Raw genomic sequence first — 16553 nt, 5'->3', positions numbered from 1 at the left:
GGATCATGTCTCTCGTCGAGCGGCTGCAGGCCGCGCTGACTCCCGCCATGCGCGCCCGGGACGGCGCCGCCGTCGCCGCGTTGCGTTCGGCGCTGGCCGCCGTCGCCAACGCGGAGGCCGTGCCGGCGCCGGAGCGCACCGGCAGCTCGCTGGCGATCGGGCCCGGCACCGCGCTCGGGGCGGGCGGGGCCGAGGCCGTCCGCCGGGAGCTCACCGACGACGACGTGCGCGGGATCGTCTCGGCCGAGGTCGCCGAGCGGCACGACGCCGCCGAGTCCTACGACCGGCTCGGCCGCGCGCAGCAGGCGGCCCAGCTGCGGGCCGAGGCGGCGGTGCTGGCGGCGCACCTGGACGCCGCGGCGTCGTGACGACCCGGCGGGACCTGCACACCGGCTGGACGCTGAGCGGCCCGTCGGTGACCGACCTGCCGGCCGAGGTGCCGGGCTGCGTCCACACCGACCTGCTCGCCGACGGCGTCATCGACGACCCGTACATCGGCGACAACGAGACCCGGCTCGGCTGGATCGGGCGGTCCGCGTGGTCGTACACGACGACCTTCGACCTGGACCCGGAGCCCGGCCGCCTCGACCTGGTGTGCGACGGCCTCGACACCGTCGCCACGGTCAGCGTCAACGGCGTCGAGCTGGGGCGCACCGCGAACATGCACCGCTCGTACCGGTTCGACCTGCGCGCCGCCGCCCGCCCGGGCGCGAACACCCTGCGGGTCGACTTCGGCTCCGCCTACGAGTACGCCGAGGCGGTGCGCGACGCCGTCGGCGAACGGCCGAACGCCTACCCGGAGCCGTTCCAGTACATCCGCAAGATGGCGTGCAACTTCGGCTGGGACTGGGGCCCCACCCTGGTGACCGCCGGCATCTGGCGGCCGATCGGCCTGGAGGTGTGGTCGACGGCGCGGCTGGCGTCGGTGCGTCCGCTGATCACCGTGGACGGCTCGGCCGGCCGGGTCGAGGTGCTGGTCGACGTCGAACGCGACAACGACTCGCCGCTCGTCGTCACCGCCGAGATCGCCGGGGTACGCGCGTCCGCGCCGGTGCCGGACGGCGCGTCGGCCGCCCGCCTCGTCGTCGACGTGCCGCAGGTCGAGCGGTGGTGGCCGCGCGGGTACGGCGCGCCGGCGCTCTACCCGCTGGACGTGCGCCTGACCGCCGCCGACGGCCGCGAGCTGGACGCCTGGTCGCGCGAGGTCGGCTTCCGCAGCGTGCGCGTCGACACCGGCGCCGACGCCGACGGCACCGCGTTCCGGCTGCTCGTCAACGACGTGCCGGTCTTCGTGCGGGGCGCCAACTGGATCCCGGACGACTGCTTCCCGCACCGGGTGACGCCCGCCCGGTACGCGGCCCGCCTCGCCCAGGCCGCCGCGGCCAACGTGAACCTGCTGCGGGTGTGGGGCGGCGGCCGGTACGAGTCCGAGGACTTCTACGCCCAGTGCGACCGCCTCGGCCTGCTCGTCACCCAGGACTTCCTGTTCGCCTGCGCCGCGTACCCGGAGGAGGAACCGCTGGGCGCGGAGGTCGCCGCCGAGGCCCGCGAACACGTCGCCCGGCTGACGCCGCACCCGAGCCTGGTGCTGTGGATCGGCAACAACGAGAACATCTGGGGCTACCACGACTGGGGTTGGAAGGAGTCGCTGGCCGGGCGCACCTGGGGGCTGGGCTGGTACCTGGAGACCCTGCCCGCGATCGTGTCCGAGCTGGACCCGACCCGCCCGTACTGGCCGGGCAGCCCCTGGTCGGGGTCGCTGTTCCGGCACCCCAACGACCCGGCGCACGGCACCACCCACGTGTGGGACGTGTGGAACCAGCTCGACTACACCGCGTACCGCGACTGGCGGCCCCGCTTCGTGGCCGAGTTCGGCTACCAGGCCCCGGCGACGTGGGCGACGCTGCGCCGCGCCGACGCCTTCCGCCACCAGAAGGCCGCCGACGGCAACCGCAAACTGCAACGCGGCCTCGACGCGCACCTGCCCGAGCCGCGCGACCTGGCCGACTGGCACTACCTCACCCAGGTGAACCAGGCCCGCGCGGTCTCGCTCGGCGTGGAACACTTCCGGTCGCTGCGCCCGCTGTGCGCGGGCACGATCATGTGGCAGCTCAACGACTGCTGGCCGGTCACCTCCTGGTCCGCCGTGGACGGCGACGGCCGCCGCAAACCGCTCTGGTACGCGCTGCGCCGCTCCTACGCCGATCACCTCCTGACGATCCAGCCGCGCGAGGGCGGCCCAGCGGTGGTGCTGGTCAACGACGGCCCCGCCGCGGCCGCCGCCACCATCACCGTGCGCCGGGTCACCTTCGCGGGCGAGGTGCTGGCCACCGCCGCCCGCCAGGTCACCGTGCCCGCCGGCGAGGCGGCGACGTGGGCGCTGCACCCGGAGCTGGGCGCCCCCGACGACCCGCGCGCCGAACTGCTGGTCGCCGACGCCCCGGGCTGCGCCCGCGCGTTCTGGTTCTTCGTGCCGGACCGCGACGCCGCCCTGCCCCCGGCCGCCTGGGACGCCACCGTGACCCCGGCCGGCGACGAGGAGATGGCGGTGACCGTGCGGGCGCGCACACTGCTGCGCGACCTCACCCTCTTCCCCGACCGGCTCGACCCGCTCGCCACCGCCGACGAGGCACTGGTGACCCTGCTGCCCGGCGAGTCGGCGACGTTCATGGTGCGCGGCGGCGCCCACCTGGAGCCGGCGGCGCTGACCAGCCGCCCGGTCCTGCGCTGCGTGAACGACGTGCCCCGGTGAGCCACGCCGGTCACCCCGCGCGGTGACCGGCGGAAGCCCGGGCCGGTGCGGTCAGCCGGGCAGCTCCGCCTCGATCAGGTCCGCGGCCGTCGCCGCGCCCGCCGCCGCTCGGACCTCCGAGCGCAGCGCCGCCGCGCGGGCCGTCACCGCCGGGTCGTCGACGAGGGCGAGGAGGGCGGCGCGCAGGTCGTCCGCGGTGGACGTGGCCGTGTCGACGCGGCGGGCGACGCCGAGTTCGACGAGGCGGTCGGCGTTGGCGAACTGGTCGGCCGCCTGCGGGGCCACCAGCATCGGGGTGCCGGCCCACAGGCCCTCGGCGCTGCCGCCCATGCCGGCGTGGGTGAGGAACGCGTCGGCCTGGTCGAGCACCGCCGGCTGCGCCACCCACGGGTGCGCCTCCACCGACGGTGGCAGCTCGCCGAGCGCGGCGCGCGGCACGTGCCGGCCGTGCTGCAGGACGGTGTGCCAGCCGGGCAGCTCGCCGAACGCCGCGACGCAGCGCCGGTAGAACTCCGGGTGGTCGGTGAACGCCGAGCCGAGCGAGACCAGCAGGACCCGCCGCGCCCCGGCCGGGCGGCGCCAGCCCGCCGTGGCCCGCGCGCCGAGGGCCGGGCCGACGAAGCTGTAGACGGCCGGGTCGACGCGATCGGCCTGCGGCTGCATCGCGCGCGGGATGAGGGCCAGGCAGCGGGCCGGCCGGCCCATGAACGCGACGCTGTCGGTCACCGACGACTTCTGCTCGGTGAGCCACTCGGTGAAGCGCCGGAAGTACGCCGCCCCGCGCTCGTCGGCCCGCAGCGCCTCGGTGGCCGCGGCGGTGTCCTGCTCGTAGCCGTCCCACGCCACCGACGTCGGCGACAGCTGCACCGCCGGGACGCCCCACCGCTCGCCGAGCAGCCGGGCCGGGGCGCCGGCGATGTCGTAGAGGAACAGGTCGGGCCGGTCGTCGTCGTAGGCGGCGATGAGCTGCGGCAGCATCGCGATCGCGTCGTCGAGGAACGCGGTGAGTGCGTCGACGGGATCGTCGGTCCAGGTCGTGGGCAGCGTCGACCGGTACGGCCTCAGCTGCGCGCCCGTGGCCTCGACGACGTCGGCGAACGAGGGCGCGTTCGCGTACGTCACGCGGTGGCCGCGGGCGGCCAGCTCGCGGACGACCTCCAGGCTCGGGTTGACGTGCCCGTGGAACGGGATGCTGACCATCGCGATGTGGGACATGGGAGCCGCCTTCCGAGCCGTTGCGAGACGCCACGTCTCGTCTCGCAGAAGCATGCCCGCTCGGGACGCGGCCCGTCAAGACGGAACGTCGCGTCTCGTGGAGTTACGATCGGCGGCATGCCCGCCCGCAGTGCCCCCGATCCGGCCCGCCGCAACGAGCGGTCCCGGCGCGCGATCCTGGCCGCCGCGCTCGAGCTGCTCGGCGAGACCGGCTACGCCGACCTGACCGTCGAGGCGATCGCCGCGCGGGCCGGCGTCGGCAAGCAGACGATCTACCGCTGGTGGGCGGGCAAGGGGGCGGTGATCCTCGACGCGCTCGCCGAGGGCGCCGCGGACGCCCCGGAGCTGCCCGACACCGGCGACGTGGAGGCGGACCTGCGGGCGGTCGTGCGGGCCACGGTCGCCGAGCTGGCCGACCCGGCCCTGTCGGCGACCACCCGGGCGCTGACGATCGAGACGCTGTCCGACGACGCCCTGGCCGAGCAGGTGCGCGACCGGCTGCTGCGCCCGCACCTCGACACGGTGGTGGTGCGCCTGCGGGCGGGGCAGGACGCGGGGCAGATCCGGGCGGACGTGGACCCGGCGCAGGCGGTGGAGCTGCTGTTCGGGCCGCTGTACCACCGGTGGCTGCTGCGCACCGGGCCGCTCACCGAGGGCTACGCCGACGGCGTGACGGACCTGGCACTGGCCGCACTCCGGCCCTGAGCCGCGGCGGGCTCGCCCGGGAGCCGGCGGTGGCGAGCGGCCCCCGACGGCCGACGTCGTGCGTGCGCGGCGAGGCTCAGCGCCCGAGGGCATTCGCGCGGCGGCGGGCACCAGCGGCACGCGTGGCACGGGCCCCGGCGAGCGACCGGCACCGGACGGGCGCGAGCGACATACCCGGCGGCCGAGGTCGCGTGCGCCCAACGATGGCATCGGCCCCGGCCGTCACACCCGCGCGCCGGCGGCAGGCTTCGGTGGCCGAGTGGACACGCGCCGGCCATCCCGGCGGGCGGCGCCAGACGTGCGCCGGCGCGAGACCCCGGCGGCGGCCGACGTGGTCAGGGGGTGAGCAGCGGCGGCGCCAGGATCGGCAGGCCCGCCGCACGCCAGCCCGCGAAGCCGCCGTCGAGGTCCGTGGCGCGGTGCAGGCCGAGGTCCTGGAGGACGGCCGCCGCGAGCGACGACGTGTAGCCCTCCTGGCACAGCACGACGAGCGGGAGGTCGTAGCTGCCCGCCACGCCGAGGCGGGCGGGGCTGCGGGGGTCGAAGCGCCATTCCAGGACGTTGCGTTCGACGACGAGGGCGCCGGGGATCTCGCCGTGGGCGGCACGCTGGGCGACCGGGCGGATGTCGACGAGGACGGCGCCGGCGCGCTGGGCGCAGTGGGCCTCGGCGGGGCCCAGCCGGGTCAGGCGGGCGCGGGCGGCGGTGAGGATCTCGTCGATGCCGCGGGAGCCGGGGGGCGCGACGGGCGGTGGGGCGACGGCGTGGGTCACCACTGGACGCCCGCCCGTTCCACCGAGGTGACCGCCAGGCCGGCGGGGCCGAGCAGGTAGCGGGTCATGGAGCGCAGCGCCGGGCCGTACACGTGGATGCTGACCGCCGGGGTCGTGGACCGGTTGGTGACGCGGTGGATGTGGCGGGGGCCGAAGGCGTGGCCGAGGCCGGCCGTCAGCTCGCGGACGGCGACGCGCGGGGCGCGGCCCGCGGCCGGGAGGGTGACGGTGTCCTCGACAAGGGCGCCGGAGACGACGTGCAGGGCGCCGGCGGAGCCGCCGTGGTCGTGGACGTCGGTGCCCTGGCCGGGCAGCCACGTGAGCAACCAGACCTCGTGGTCGTCGGTGGCGGCGAGGCGGTGGTACCACCGCTCGGCGGCGTTGAAGCGCGGGGCGACCGGCCAGGCGTCCGGGTCGGCGGCCCAGCGTCGGGCGAGGGCGTGGAAATCGGTCATCTGGGCTCCTGCCAGGGACGACGGGACGGCGTTCCCTACAAAGCCTACATGTCGACTATGCTTTTCCGTGCAACGGCACTACTGCATTTACGATGATTGACAGGCCTGTGACGCACTGTTAAGACAGTTAGCCATGTTCATGGGTACGGGGCACAGGGTCTACCTGGCCGTCGCGGCAGCGGGCCTCGTGGCCGTCCCCGTGACCTGGCTGGTCACCCGCAGCACCGCGGACGCCTCCTCCCCGGCGGCCCCCGCGTGGAGCGTCGCGTGGAGCGACGACTTCGACGGGCCGGCCGGCGCCGACCCCGATCCGGCCCGCTGGCGCGACCGCAGCGACGGCGACCGGCGCGCCGCCGCAAAGGACGGCCGCGGCCGCCTGGAGGTGCGCGGCGAGCTGACCGGGCTGCGCGAGTTCTCCGCGGCCCCCGGCGGCCGGCTGCGCGTCGAGGCGGTGCTGGCGCTGCCCGAGGACGAGCGCTACCAGGCCCGGTTCCGGCTCCTCGACGACGACCGGCGCGAGCGCGACACCCGCTGGGACGTGCTGCGCGCCGACGACGGCCGCGTCACCTCCGCGCTGCGCTGCGAGACCGACCGGCGCGACCCCTGCGACGACCTGCTCGACGGCGGCGAGCCCGCCGACGGCGGCTTCCACACCTACGCCGTCGAGCACGACCGCAGCGTCTCCCCCGAGCAACTGCGCTTCTCCGTCGACGGCGTCGACCGGCGCACCGTCCGCGAGGACCAGGTCGACGCCGACGACTGGGACCGGCTCACCGGCCGCGGCATGACCCTCGCGCTGCGGGTGTCCGGCGACGGGCGGCCCGTCATGCTGGTCGACCGCATCGCGGTGCTGCGCAGTGATGTCGACTGCGCGGGGACCGGCGGCTGGGACGAGTCCGTCGGCTACGAGCGCGGAACGACCGTGACCTTCGGCGGGCACCGGTACACGGCGCGCCGCGACACCACGGGCGACCGCCCCGACGACGACGGCCGCGCGTGGCGCGACGACGGCGCCTGCGCCGCCGCACCCCCGCCCACGACGGAGCCCCCGACGGAACCGCCGGCCCCGCCGACAACGGAGCCGACCACGGAGCCGACCACGGAGCCGACCACGGAGCCGACGACGGAGCCGACCACGGAGCCCCCGGCCCCGCCGACCACCGAGCCGACCACCGAGCCGCCCGCGCGGCCGACCACCGCCCCGCCCACCACGGCGCCCCCCGCGCCGCCGCCCCCGCCCCCGCCGGCCGCCGCCGACCCGTGGACGCCGTTCACCACCTACGCCGCGGGCGACCGGGTGACGTTCACCGGCAAGACGTACCGGTGCACGTCGCCGCACGTCTCCCTGCCCGGCTGGGACCCGGTCAGCGTGCCCGGCCTGTGGCAGGTGGCCTGACCTAGAAGCGGTACTGCTCCCACGGGATCTGCGGCCGGGCCAGCCCGCGCCGCTGCAGGTAGCGCGCCGCGGTGGCCCGCATCCGGCGGATGGCGCGCACCATGTCCAGCGGGTTCAGCCCGTCCGCGCCCGGCACGAACCGGTCCGGGGTGAGCAGCCAGCCGTCGCCGTCGCGGGTCAGCTCGCCCGTCACCACGAACGCGCGCAGCCCGGACAGCTTCGCGTCGTGCGAGTGGCACAGCAGGCTCGCCCGGCCGGGGCGCAGCGCCGGGCCGGTGAAGCGCAGCGCGCCGCCGGCCACCGCCGGGCGCACCCGGGCCAGGGTCGGCGCGCCGGACTCGTCGAAGGCGGCCACGACGCCGCTGGTGAAGCGTGGCAGCCGCCGCGCGGCCTCGGCCGGCGGGCCGCCGCCCGGCACGGCCGCCGCCGCCATCGGGCCGCCGGCCGGCGCGGGCGGCCGGGTCGTCACCGCGACCGGCGTGACGGTGATGAGCAGCCGCATGTAGTACCAGTCCATGAGGCGGCGGGTCAGGGCGAACCGCGGGTACGCCGACGAGGACGGCTGGCGCTCGGCCAGCAGACGCCACTGGTCGGCGGCGGGCCCCGCCGCGGTGACGATCTCGTCCGGGCACGTCGCGTGGGCGTGCACCAGGATCTGCGGCGGGGCGGTCAGGCCGCTGCCCGTCGGGTCGGAGAACAGCAGCGCGACGCGCGGGTCGCGGCGCACGTTGAGGGCCTTCTGCGGCAGCCCGATCGAGGTGGTCACCAGCAGGGTGCCGTCGGCGCGGCGGACGGGCACGACCGGCCACGCGATCGGGGTGCCGTCGCGGCCGACGGTGAGCAGTTCGCAGGTGCGGTAGGCGTCGAGGACCGAGGCGACATCCCCGGTGAGCGTCATCGTGTTCACGCCGGGCAGTCTGCGCCGCCCCACTGGAGAACCACTGGAGACGCGTCTCCAGTGGCCGCCGAGCCGGCCCCGGCACCGTGGCGGCCATGACGACGACACCGACGACGGCGCCCCTGCTGCTGCCCGGCCAGGCCGCCGTGGCCCCCGGCCCCAACGACCTCACCACCATGTACGCGATGCACCACGCGTTCCGCCGCGACCTGGCCGCGTTCGCGGGCGCCGCCCAGCGCACGCCCGCCGCCGACACCGCGACGTGGGTGGCGCTGCGCGAGCGCTGGGCCCGGTTCTCCACCTACCTGCACCACCACCACACCATCGAGGACGCCCACCTGTGGCCGCTGCTGCTGGCCCGGGTCGACGCGGCCGACCGGGCGGTGCTCGCCGCGATGGCGGCCGAGCACGGCGAGATCGACCCGCTGCTCGACGCCTGCGCCGCCGGCATCGCCACGCTCGCCGCCGGGCCCGACGAGGACGCCCGGGCCGGGCTGGAGATCCGGCTCGTCGCCGCCCGGCAGCGCCTCGGCGAGCACCTGGCGCACGAGGAGCGCGACGCCCTCCCGCTCATCCAGCGCCACCTGGGCGCGGCGGAGTGGGTGGCGTTCGAGGAGCGCAGCGCGCGCGGGCAGTTCAGCCTCCGCGAGACGCTCGGCGTGCTGCCGTGGGTGCTGCACCGGCTGCCGGCCGACGCCGTGCGCCGGCTCGCCGCCCAGCCCGGCGCGCGGCCGCTGATCATGCTGGGGCGGCACGTGCTGCGGCACTCGTTCGAGCGGCGGGAGCGGGCGGCGTTCAGGTATTGAGCGTCGCGTCCAGCCGGTCGGCCGCCAGCGGGATGCCCCAGCGCAGGCACAGCGCGCGGGCGGCCACGGCGTGCCGGTCCGCCGCCGCGCGGTCGCCGGCCGCCGCGGCGGCGAGCGCCAGGTAGCCGTCGACCGGGCCGAGCGCCACCGCCGCCGACGCGCAGCACGGCCGCCCCGCGTACGGGGCCAGCCACCGGTACGCCCGCACGCCCAGCTCCGCGTCGCCGACCCCGTACGCCGCCTCGGCCGCGTGGCAGGTGTTCAGCAGGGCGAACCAGTCGTCGGCGGAGAGGTCGATGCCGTGCGCGGCGTGCCAGGCGCGGGCCTCGGCGGTCAGGCCGGCGCGCAGCATGAGCACGACGATCGACGCGTCCAGCGGCAGCGGGCTGACCGGGGCGAGGGCCTGCATCTGCGCCACCATCGTGGCGTCGACGGCGCCGGCCGCCATCCGCAGGGCCATCGCCGTGCCGGCCGGCGTCTCGGTGGACTGCGGCATCGAGGTGCGCTGCATCTGCTGCACCGTGTAGCCGAACAGCTGCTCCGCCTCCGCGAACCGGCCCTGCAGGCCCAGCCAGGGCACCTCCAGCCAGCCGAGCCCGACCAGCACCGAGGCCAGGCGCATCCGCTCGGCCCCGGCCCGGGCGGCGGCCAGGTGCTCCCACATCCGGTCGATGCGGCCGGTCTCCTGCGCGGCGAACGCGAGCATGGTGTGCGCGGCGACCTCCTGGCGGGGCGTGCGGGCGGCGGCCAGCGCGTCGCGGCCGTAGCCGTACCGGGCCTCCGCGGTGGCGGGCCGCACCGTCGCCAGGGACGCGGCCCCGTACGCCCAGCCGAGCAGGTCCGCGTCGCCGAGCCGGCGGGCGACGGCCAGGCCCTGCTCGACGAGGGCCTCCCGCTCGCGCGGGGCGTCCACGAAGTACAGCTCCGCGGCCAGCGCCAGCATCACCCGGCAGCGGGCCTCGGAGTCGGCGGCGGGCAGCCGGCGCAGCACGTCGCGCAGCGCGGCGACCAGCTCCGGCAGCACCAGCCCGTGCGGGCGCACGATCCACACGGCGCCGTCGACGGAGCCGGCCGCGGCGCGCGCCTCGCGGTCCACGTCGCCGAGGGCGCGGGCCTGCGCCACCGCGGCCAGCAGCGCGCTGTCGACGCCGGCCCGGTCGCCGGCCCAGCGGCACGCGTCGGCCAGGGCCACCTGCACCTCGTAGCGCTCCAGCGGGGTCGCGCCGGCGGTCTGCTGCGCGAGCGCGGCGTCGCGCAGCAGGGCGGCGGCCTCCTCCCAGGCGTGCACCGCCGACGCGGACCCGGCCGCCCGCACCGCGGCCCGCCAGGCCCGGCCGGCGTGCGCGGGCCCGGCGCGCAGCCAGTGGTGGGCGGCCCGGGCAGGGTCGGCGTCCGCCAGGGGCGCGGCCAGCGCGGCGTGGGCGCGGGCGCGGCGGGCCGGCGACAGTGCGGCGTAGACGGCGTCGCGGACCAGGGCGTGCGAGAACCGGAACGCCCCGGCGTCGTCCTCGGCCACCAGCCCGGCGTCGAGGGCGGGCTCCAGGTCGTCCAGGACGGCCTCGGCCGGGCGCCCGGCGGCCGCGGCCAGTTCGTCGAGGCCGAACCGCCGGCCGGCGACGGCGGCGGCGCGCAGCAGCTCGCGGGCGGGGGCGGGCAGCCGCGCGACCCGGCCGCCGACCACGTCGCCGACGGCGGCGGGCACCTCGTCCGGCACGTCGCCGCCGGGCGCGGCGCGCAGCAGCTCGGTGAGGAAGAACGGGTTGCCGGCGGTGCGGTCGCGCAGGCGTTCCGCGGCGGCCGGGGCGGTCGCCGCGCCGGTGGCGGCCCGCCACAGCTCGCCGACCTCGCCGGTGGCCAGGCCGCCCACCGCGATCCGGGCGGCGCCGTGCCGGGCCAGGGTCTCGCCCAGCTCGGCCAGCGCCCCGGCGGGCTCGGGCAGCGCCCGCCGCGCGCCGACGACGGCGAGCCCGCCGGCGGGCAGGGTGTCGACGACGTGCCGCAGCAGGCGCAGCGACGACGCGTCCGCCCAGTGCAGGTCGTCCAGCACGACGAGCAGCGGGGCGTGCGCGCGCAGGACGCCGCAGACGGCCTCCCACAGCGCGAACCGGGCCCCCTCGCCCGCGTCCGGCCCGCCGGGTGCGGGGGCGCCGAGGGCGGCGAGGTCCGCGCCGAGGTCGCGCAGCACCCCGCGCCACGGCCAGTACGGCGGCGCGCCGTCGTCCTGCGAACACCGCCCGACGGCCACGGCGAGGCCGCGCCCCCGCGCCGCCGCGGTCAGCTCACGCAGCAGCCGGCTCTTGCCGACGCCCGGCTCCCCGACGAGCACCCCGGCGGCGGTCCGCCCGGCGGCGGCGTCGTCGAGCAGCGCGCCGAGCGCGGCCAGCTCCGCGCGCCGCCCCACCAGCGGCCACTCCCCGGCCCGGGCGGCCGGGACGACCGGCGCGACCGGCGGCGCGGGCCCGTCCGCCTCCTGGCGCAGCACGGCCAGCTCCACCGCCCGCAGCCCCGCGCCGGGCTCCACGCCCAGCTCGTCGGCGAGCCGCTCGCGCAGCGACCGCAGCAGCTCCAGGGCGTCGGCCTGGCGCCCCGACCCGGCCAGCGCCAGGGCCAGCCGCCCGGCGAGGGACTCGCGCAGCGGGTGCTCCCGCACGGCGGCGGTCAGGTCGGCGACGACGGCGGCGTGCTCGCCGCGCGCCATCCGCAGCACCGCCCGGTCCTCGACGGCGACCAGGCGCAGCTCGTCCAGGCGGGCGCGCTCGGCGGGCACGGGGCCGTCGTCGCGCAGGTCCGCGTACGCGGGGCCGGTCCACAGGGCGAGCGCCGCGTCGAGGTCGCGCAGCAGGCCGCCCACCCCGGCCGCCGGCGGGGCGGGCGTGACGGCGCGGTGCACCCGCTCGACGGCGGCGGTGAACCGGTGCGCGTCGAGGGCGTCCGGGGGCAGGTCGAGGCGGTAGCCGTGCGGGGTGGTCACCAGCACGGTGGCGGCGGCCCGGGCGGGGCGGCCCGGTTCGAGCGCCCGGCGCAGGCCCGCCACGTACGTCTGCAGCGACGCCGCGGCGGCGGGCGGGGCGTCGTCGCCCCACATCAGGTCGATCAGCGCGCCCGCGGTGACCGGCCGCCCGGCGTGCAGGGCGAGCGCGGCCAGCAGCGCCCGCTGCTTGGGCGCGCCGAGGTCGACGGGCGCGCCGTCGCGGCACACCGACACCGCACCGAGAACCGCCACCCGCACGCCTGCGAGCCTAGGCCCCGCGGCCCCCGCCGGGCGTCGGCCGAGCGGACGTCAGCGCGACGGCGACTCGCTCACCGGCAGCCGCACCTGGAAGCGGGTGTCGCCCGGCGCCGACTCCAGGCGCAGGTCGCCGCCGTGCCGGTTGACCACGATCCGGTACGAGATGTCCAGGCCCAGGCCGGTGCCCGCGCCGACCGGCTTGGTGGTGAAGAACGGCTCGAAGACGCGCTTGCGCAGCTCCTCGGGCACGCCCGGGCCGGTGTCGCACACCTCGACGAGGACGCGGTCGCCGTCGCGGGCGGTGCGGATCGTCAGGGTGCCTGAGCCGTCCATCGCCTGCACGGCGTTGTCGATGAGGTTGGTCCACACCTGGTTCAGCTCGCCCGCGTGGGCGGGGATCTGCGGCAGGGTCCGGTCGTAGTCCTTGACGACCGTGACGCCCTCCTTGCCGATCTTGTGGCCGAGCATGACCAGGGTGCTGTCGAGGCCGCTGTGCACGTCGATCCACTGGTGCGCCGCGCGGTCGAGCTGCGAGTACGCCTTCGCCGCCGTCACCAGGTTCGACACCCGCTCGGTGGCGTCCTCGATGTCGGTCATCAGCTGCTCGGTCTCCAGCGCGTAGCCGATCCAGTGCATGGCGCCGTCGAGCAGCTCCGGGCCGACCGTCTCGGCGATGTCGTCCAGGCACTCGACGTCGATGCCGCCCTGTGCCAGCACGGGCGCCAGGTCCCAGCCGCCGGTGATGCGGTGCTCGTCCATCCAGTCGCCCAGCTCGTCCTCGAGGTCGCTGGCCTGCAGCGCCGTCAGCGGCTTGGCCTTGGCGGCCCGTTCGATGATCTGCTCCTGGAGGCCGACCATCTTGACCAGCTGCGCCGGGTCGATCCGGCCGTCGGCGAGCATTCCGAGCTTGTGCCGCATGCCGGCGACCCGCTGGCGCAGGGCGCCGGTGGCGCGCACGGCGGCGGCGGCCGGGTTGTTCAGCTCGTGCATCAGCCCGGCGGTGAGCGAGCCGAGCGCGCTGAGCCGCTGCCGCTCCCCCACGATGGCCTGGGTGCTGCGCATGCCGAAGAACAGGCCCTCCAGCAGGTGGATGGCCATCGGGAACCAGGTGCGCATCATCTGCTGGAACGTGTCGGCGGGCAGCACGAAGAACGTGGTGTCCGTGACGGCGCGCATGGTGGCCGTGTAGACGCGCGGCGGGCCGTCGTCGTCGCGCAGGTACGCCTGGGTGGCGCCCATGTAGACGCCGCGCTGGTCCGTGCGCACCGTCTCGACGTCGTCCTGGCCGATCCGGCGGGTCAGCGCCAGCGTGCCGGACATCAGCACGTAGAAGCACGTCGCCGGGTCGTTCTCGGGGAAGATGGTGGCGCCGGCCGGGTGCTGCTCGACGCGGCCGGCGTCGGCGAGGAACGCCAGCTGCTCGTCGGTCAGCGACTCGAAGAGGAACAGGGTCCTCAGCTCGGCGGGGTCAAGGCCGCTCATGGTGCCTCCAGGTACCGGTGCACGAGCGTCACCGCCATCGCGCCCTCGCCGACGGCGGAGGCCACCCGTTTCACGGAGCCGGCCCGCACGTCGCCGGCGGCGAAGATGCCGGGAACGCTGCTCTCCAGGTAGAACGGATCGCGGTCCCGATCCCATCCCCGCGGGCGCTTGCCGTCGGTGAGCAGATCGGGGCCGGTGAAGACGAAGCCGCGGTCGTCGCGGGCGACGATGTCGCCGAGCCAGTCGGTGCGCGGCTCGGCGCCGATGAACACGAACATCGACCCGCACGGCACGGTCGTGGTGGTGCCGGTCTTGTCGTCGTTGAGGGTGATCTCGGCGAGGTGCTCGTCGCCGTGCGCGCCGACGACCTGCGTGCGGGTGCGCACGTGAATGTTGTCGATCGCCGCGAGCTGCTGGATCAGGTAGTACGACATGGAGCTCTCCAGCGAGGCGCCGCGCACCACCAGCGTGACGGTGCGGGCGTACTGGGCGAAGAACAGCGCCGCCTGCCCCGCCGAGTTGGCCCCGCCGACGATGTAGACGTCGGTGTCGCGGCAGGCCGGGCCCTCGGTGGACGCCGAGCCGTAGTAGACGCCCCGGCCGGTCAGCTCGGCCACCCCCGCCGCCTCCAGCGGCCGGTACGCGACGCCGGTGGCCAGCAGCACCGCGTGCGCCGAGATCTCCGAGCCGTCGGCGAACGTGATGACCTTCGCCGGGCCGCGCGCCGCCAGGCTGACGACGTCCTTGGTGGTGAGCAGCTCCGCCTCGAACTTGCCGGCCTGCCGGCGGGCCCGCTCGGTGAGCTGCGCCCCGGAGACGCCGTCGGGGAAGCCGAGGTAGTTCTCGATGCGCGAGCTCTGGCCCGCCTGCCCGCCGATGGCGCGCTTCTCCACCAGCACGGTGCGCAGGCCCTCGGAGGCGCCGTACACGGCGGCGCCCAGCCCGGCCGGGCCGCCGCCGATGATGACCAGGTCGTAGAAGTCGCGGCCCGGCGCGGTGGACAGGCCGACCGCCTCGGCCACCTCGGCGGTGGTCGGCTGGGCCAGGGCGGCGCCGTCCGCGGTGACCACCAGCGGCACCGACTCCGGGCCGCGCCCGGCCGCCTCCAGCAGCCGCAGACCCTCCGGCTCGTCGGCGCCGAACCAGCGGTACGGCACCAGGTTGCGGGCCAGGAAGTCGCGGATCTTGAATGACGGCACGCTCCACCGGTGCCCGACGACGCGGATGTCCTCCACCTCGCGGTCGCCGGCCTCCTGCCACGCCTCGATCAGCGCGTCGATGACCGGGTAGAGCTTCTCCTCCGGCGGGTCCCACGGCTTGAGCAGGTAGTGGTCGACGTCGACGACGTTGATGGCGCTGATCGCGGCGTCCGTGTCGGCGTACGCGGTCAGCAGCGCCCGGCGCGCCTGCGGGAAGACGTCCATGGCCTGTTCGAGGAACTCGATGCCGTTCATCTGGGGCATCCGGTAGTCGGCCAGCATGACGGCGACCCGGCCGCCGCGCAGCTTCAGCTCGCGCAGCACCTCCAGGCCCTCGGCGGCGGAGGCGGCCCGCAGGATGCGGTACTCCTCGCCGTACCGGCGCCGCAGGTCCCGCGCCACGGCGCGGGACACCCCCGGGTCGTCGTCGACGGTCAGGATCGCGGGCTTACCCATTCGCGGTGGTCCCCTCCGGCCGGGCCGCCAGCAGGTCGGCGTGCTCGGGATGGCGTTCCAGATAGCCGATGACGTACGGGCAGGTCGCCGTGATCTTCTCGCCGCGGGCGCGCAGCGCGCGCAGGGCGCCCCCGGCCAGCCGGCCGCCGAGGCCCTGCCCCTCGTACGTCCGGTCGATCTCGGTGTGCAGCAGTTCCACGAACCCGTCGCGGCGCCGGTAGTCGAGGGTGCCGGCCAGCTCGCCGCCGATGCGCACCTCGTACCGTGACTGCTCGAAGCTGTCGACGACCATGGCGTCGGCCGCGTCGCCGGCGCCGACCTGGGCGCTGCCCGCGACCTGCAGCTTGCGCCGGGCCCGCTCGTAGAAGGTGGTGCGGCCGAGGCGGACGACGCGGGCGGCGCCCGGGATCGGCTCGACCCGCAGGTGGTGGCCGGCCTCGACGTGCGCCTGCACGATGCCGTCGACCTCGACGGCGAGCCGGCCGGAGGTGGGCAGCACCTCCAGCACCAGCTCCTCGTCGGGCGACATGACCAGCATGCGGTTGAACGCCGAGTGCGCCGACGCGGGCCCGACGAGCAGGCCCTCCACCTTCGGCGAGACGATCGGGCCGCCGGCCGAGAAGCTGTACGCCGTGGACCCGGTCGGGGTGGACACGATGACGGCGTCGGCGGCGTACCGGACGAAGCTCTTGCCCTCGACGGTGAGGCCGACGGCGGCGAGGCCGTCGCCGGGCACCCGGACCAGCGCGATGTCGTTGAACGCGGAGACCTCGCGCCCGTCGGGCAGCACGGTGCGCACGGCCGTGCGCGGCTCGATCGTGTAGGCGTGGTCGTCGATCGCGGACAGCGCGGCGGACAGGTCCGGCAGGTCGACCTCGGCGAGGAAGCCGAGCCGGCCCACGTTGACGCCGAGCACGGGCGTCTTGCGGCCCTCGACCAGGCGCATGGTGCGCAGCATCGTGCCGTCGCCGCCGAGGCTGACCAGCAGGTGCGAGCGCTCGACCAGCTCGTCGACGCCGACGGGCTCGGCGGCGCAGTCGATGCGGCCGATCTCCTCGGGCAGGCCGAGCACGGTGGCGCCGCGGTCGGCCGCCCAGCTCAGGATCGCCTCGACGGCGGGCGCGCAGTCGCGGCGCGGGTGCAGCACGAGCCCCACCACATGGATCATGCCCACGGCAACAGTCCCT

General features: G+C 76.6%; 13 protein-coding genes. 5 read left to right on the top strand and 8 right to left on the bottom strand.

Annotated features, from left to right (window positions below):
• The first annotated feature begins 5 nt into the window (after positions 1-5).
• Entirely contained in the window at positions 6-368 is a 363-nt protein-coding gene (locus Sya03_RS06465; RefSeq protein ID WP_203937263.1) for a GatB/YqeY domain-containing protein, read from the top strand.
• Complete coding sequence (locus Sya03_RS06460; protein ID WP_203937262.1) at positions 365-2752, top strand: glycoside hydrolase family 2 protein; 2388 nt, start codon at positions 365-367, stop codon at positions 2750-2752. Before Sya03_RS06465 ends, Sya03_RS06460 begins: the two co-directional genes overlap by 4 nt.
• Positions 2753-2803: 51 nt before the next feature.
• Here the strand turns inward: Sya03_RS06460 and Sya03_RS06455 are convergent, their stop codons facing one another.
• The gene (locus Sya03_RS06455; protein ID WP_370872081.1) at positions 2804-4021 is read right to left on the bottom strand and encodes a macrolide family glycosyltransferase; all 1218 of its coding nucleotides are present in this window, start codon (positions 4019-4021) and stop codon (positions 2804-2806) included.
• A gap of 63 nt (positions 4022-4084) precedes the next feature.
• Here Sya03_RS06455 and Sya03_RS06450 point away from each other — a divergent pair, with 63 nt between their 5' ends.
• Positions 4085-4672 (top strand): TetR/AcrR family transcriptional regulator, encoded by a 588-nt coding sequence (locus Sya03_RS06450; protein WP_203937260.1) that lies wholly within the window; start codon positions 4085-4087, stop codon positions 4670-4672.
• A 335-nt stretch (positions 4673-5007) separates the two neighbouring features.
• On the opposite strand, the gene Sya03_RS06445 is transcribed toward Sya03_RS06450, so the two are convergent.
• Together Sya03_RS06445 and Sya03_RS06440 are read right to left on the bottom strand one after the other, a co-directional pair.
• The gene (locus Sya03_RS06445; protein WP_370872083.1) at positions 5008-5448 is read right to left on the bottom strand and encodes a rhodanese-like domain-containing protein; all 441 of its coding nucleotides are present in this window, start codon (positions 5446-5448) and stop codon (positions 5008-5010) included.
• Positions 5442-5900, bottom strand: a complete 459-nt coding sequence (locus tag Sya03_RS06440) for a cysteine dioxygenase (RefSeq protein WP_203937258.1) — start codon at positions 5898-5900, stop codon at positions 5442-5444. Before Sya03_RS06440 ends, Sya03_RS06445 begins: the two co-directional genes overlap by 7 nt.
• Positions 5901-6039: 139 nt before the next feature.
• Here Sya03_RS06440 and Sya03_RS06435 point away from each other — a divergent pair, with 139 nt between their 5' ends.
• Complete coding sequence (locus Sya03_RS06435; RefSeq protein WP_203937257.1) at positions 6040-7296, top strand: carbohydrate-binding protein; 1257 nt, start codon at positions 6040-6042, stop codon at positions 7294-7296.
• A 1-nt stretch (position 7297) separates the two neighbouring features.
• Here the strand turns inward: Sya03_RS06435 and Sya03_RS06430 are convergent, their stop codons facing one another.
• Positions 7298-8203, bottom strand: coding sequence for a pyridoxamine 5'-phosphate oxidase family protein (locus Sya03_RS06430; RefSeq protein ID WP_203937256.1), 906 nt, complete (start codon positions 8201-8203; stop codon positions 7298-7300).
• A gap of 86 nt (positions 8204-8289) precedes the next feature.
• On the opposite strand from Sya03_RS06430, the gene Sya03_RS06425 reads away from it, so the two are divergent.
• Positions 8290-9000 carry a hemerythrin domain-containing protein gene (locus tag Sya03_RS06425; RefSeq protein WP_203937255.1) on the top strand — a complete coding sequence of 237 codons (711 nt, stop codon included), beginning with the start codon at positions 8290-8292 and terminating at the stop codon, positions 8998-9000.
• Here Sya03_RS06425 and Sya03_RS06420 read toward each other — a convergent pair.
• The 4 genes from Sya03_RS06420 to Sya03_RS06405 are packed head-to-tail and all read right to left on the bottom strand — an operon-like array spanning position 8990 to position 16534.
• Positions 8990-12229, bottom strand: a complete 3240-nt coding sequence (locus Sya03_RS06420) for an ATP-binding protein (protein ID WP_203937254.1) — start codon at positions 12227-12229, stop codon at positions 8990-8992. The genes Sya03_RS06425 and Sya03_RS06420 overlap by 11 nt on opposite strands.
• A 51-nt stretch (positions 12230-12280) precedes the next feature.
• Positions 12281-13711: an ATP-binding protein gene (locus Sya03_RS06415; RefSeq protein ID WP_203937253.1), complete on the bottom strand. Its 1431-nt coding sequence runs from the start codon at positions 13709-13711 to the stop codon at positions 12281-12283.
• A complete protein-coding gene (locus Sya03_RS06410; protein ID WP_203937252.1) occupies positions 13708-15366 on the bottom strand; it encodes an NAD(P)/FAD-dependent oxidoreductase in 1659 nt (552 codons plus the stop codon). The genes Sya03_RS06415 and Sya03_RS06410 overlap by 4 nt, the downstream gene beginning before the upstream one ends.
• Entirely contained in the window at positions 15359-16534 is a 1176-nt protein-coding gene (locus Sya03_RS06405; protein WP_239107171.1) for an NAD(+)/NADH kinase, read from the bottom strand. The genes Sya03_RS06410 and Sya03_RS06405 overlap by 8 nt, the downstream gene beginning before the upstream one ends.
• Between the last annotated feature and the right edge of the window lie 19 nt (positions 16535-16553).

Origin of the sequence: Spirilliplanes yamanashiensis (genome assembly GCF_016863475.1) — a bacterium.
Taxonomy (GTDB): Bacteria; Actinomycetota; Actinomycetes; order Mycobacteriales; family Micromonosporaceae; genus Spirilliplanes; species Spirilliplanes yamanashiensis.
This window is presented reverse-complemented; position numbering and strand designations above follow the sequence as displayed.

Bases quoted from the DNA above. Each gene is read 5' to 3' on its own strand.
- Sya03_RS06465 (WP_203937263.1), top strand. From the start codon at position 6: ATGTCTCTCGTCGAGCGGCTGCAGGCCGCGCTGACTCCCGCCATGCGC.
- Sya03_RS06455 (WP_370872081.1), bottom strand. From the start codon at position 4,021: ATGCTTCTGCGAGACGAGACGTGGCGTCTCGCAACGGCTCGGAAGGCG.
- Sya03_RS06450 (WP_203937260.1), top strand. From the start codon at position 4,085: ATGCCCGCCCGCAGTGCCCCCGATCCGGCCCGCCGCAACGAGCGGTCC.
- Sya03_RS06440 (WP_203937258.1), bottom strand. From the start codon at position 5,900: ATGACCGATTTCCACGCCCTCGCCCGACGCTGGGCCGCCGACCCGGAC.
- Sya03_RS06435 (WP_203937257.1), top strand. From the start codon at position 6,040: ATGGGTACGGGGCACAGGGTCTACCTGGCCGTCGCGGCAGCGGGCCTC.
- Sya03_RS06425 (WP_203937255.1), top strand. From the start codon at position 8,290: ATGACGACGACACCGACGACGGCGCCCCTGCTGCTGCCCGGCCAGGCC.
- Sya03_RS06415 (WP_203937253.1), bottom strand. From the start codon at position 13,711: ATGAGCGGCCTTGACCCCGCCGAGCTGAGGACCCTGTTCCTCTTCGAG.
- Sya03_RS06410 (WP_203937252.1), bottom strand. From the start codon at position 15,366: ATGGGTAAGCCCGCGATCCTGACCGTCGACGACGACCCGGGGGTGTCC.
- Sya03_RS06405 (WP_239107171.1), bottom strand. From the start codon at position 16,534: ATGATCCATGTGGTGGGGCTCGTGCTGCACCCGCGCCGCGACTGCGCG.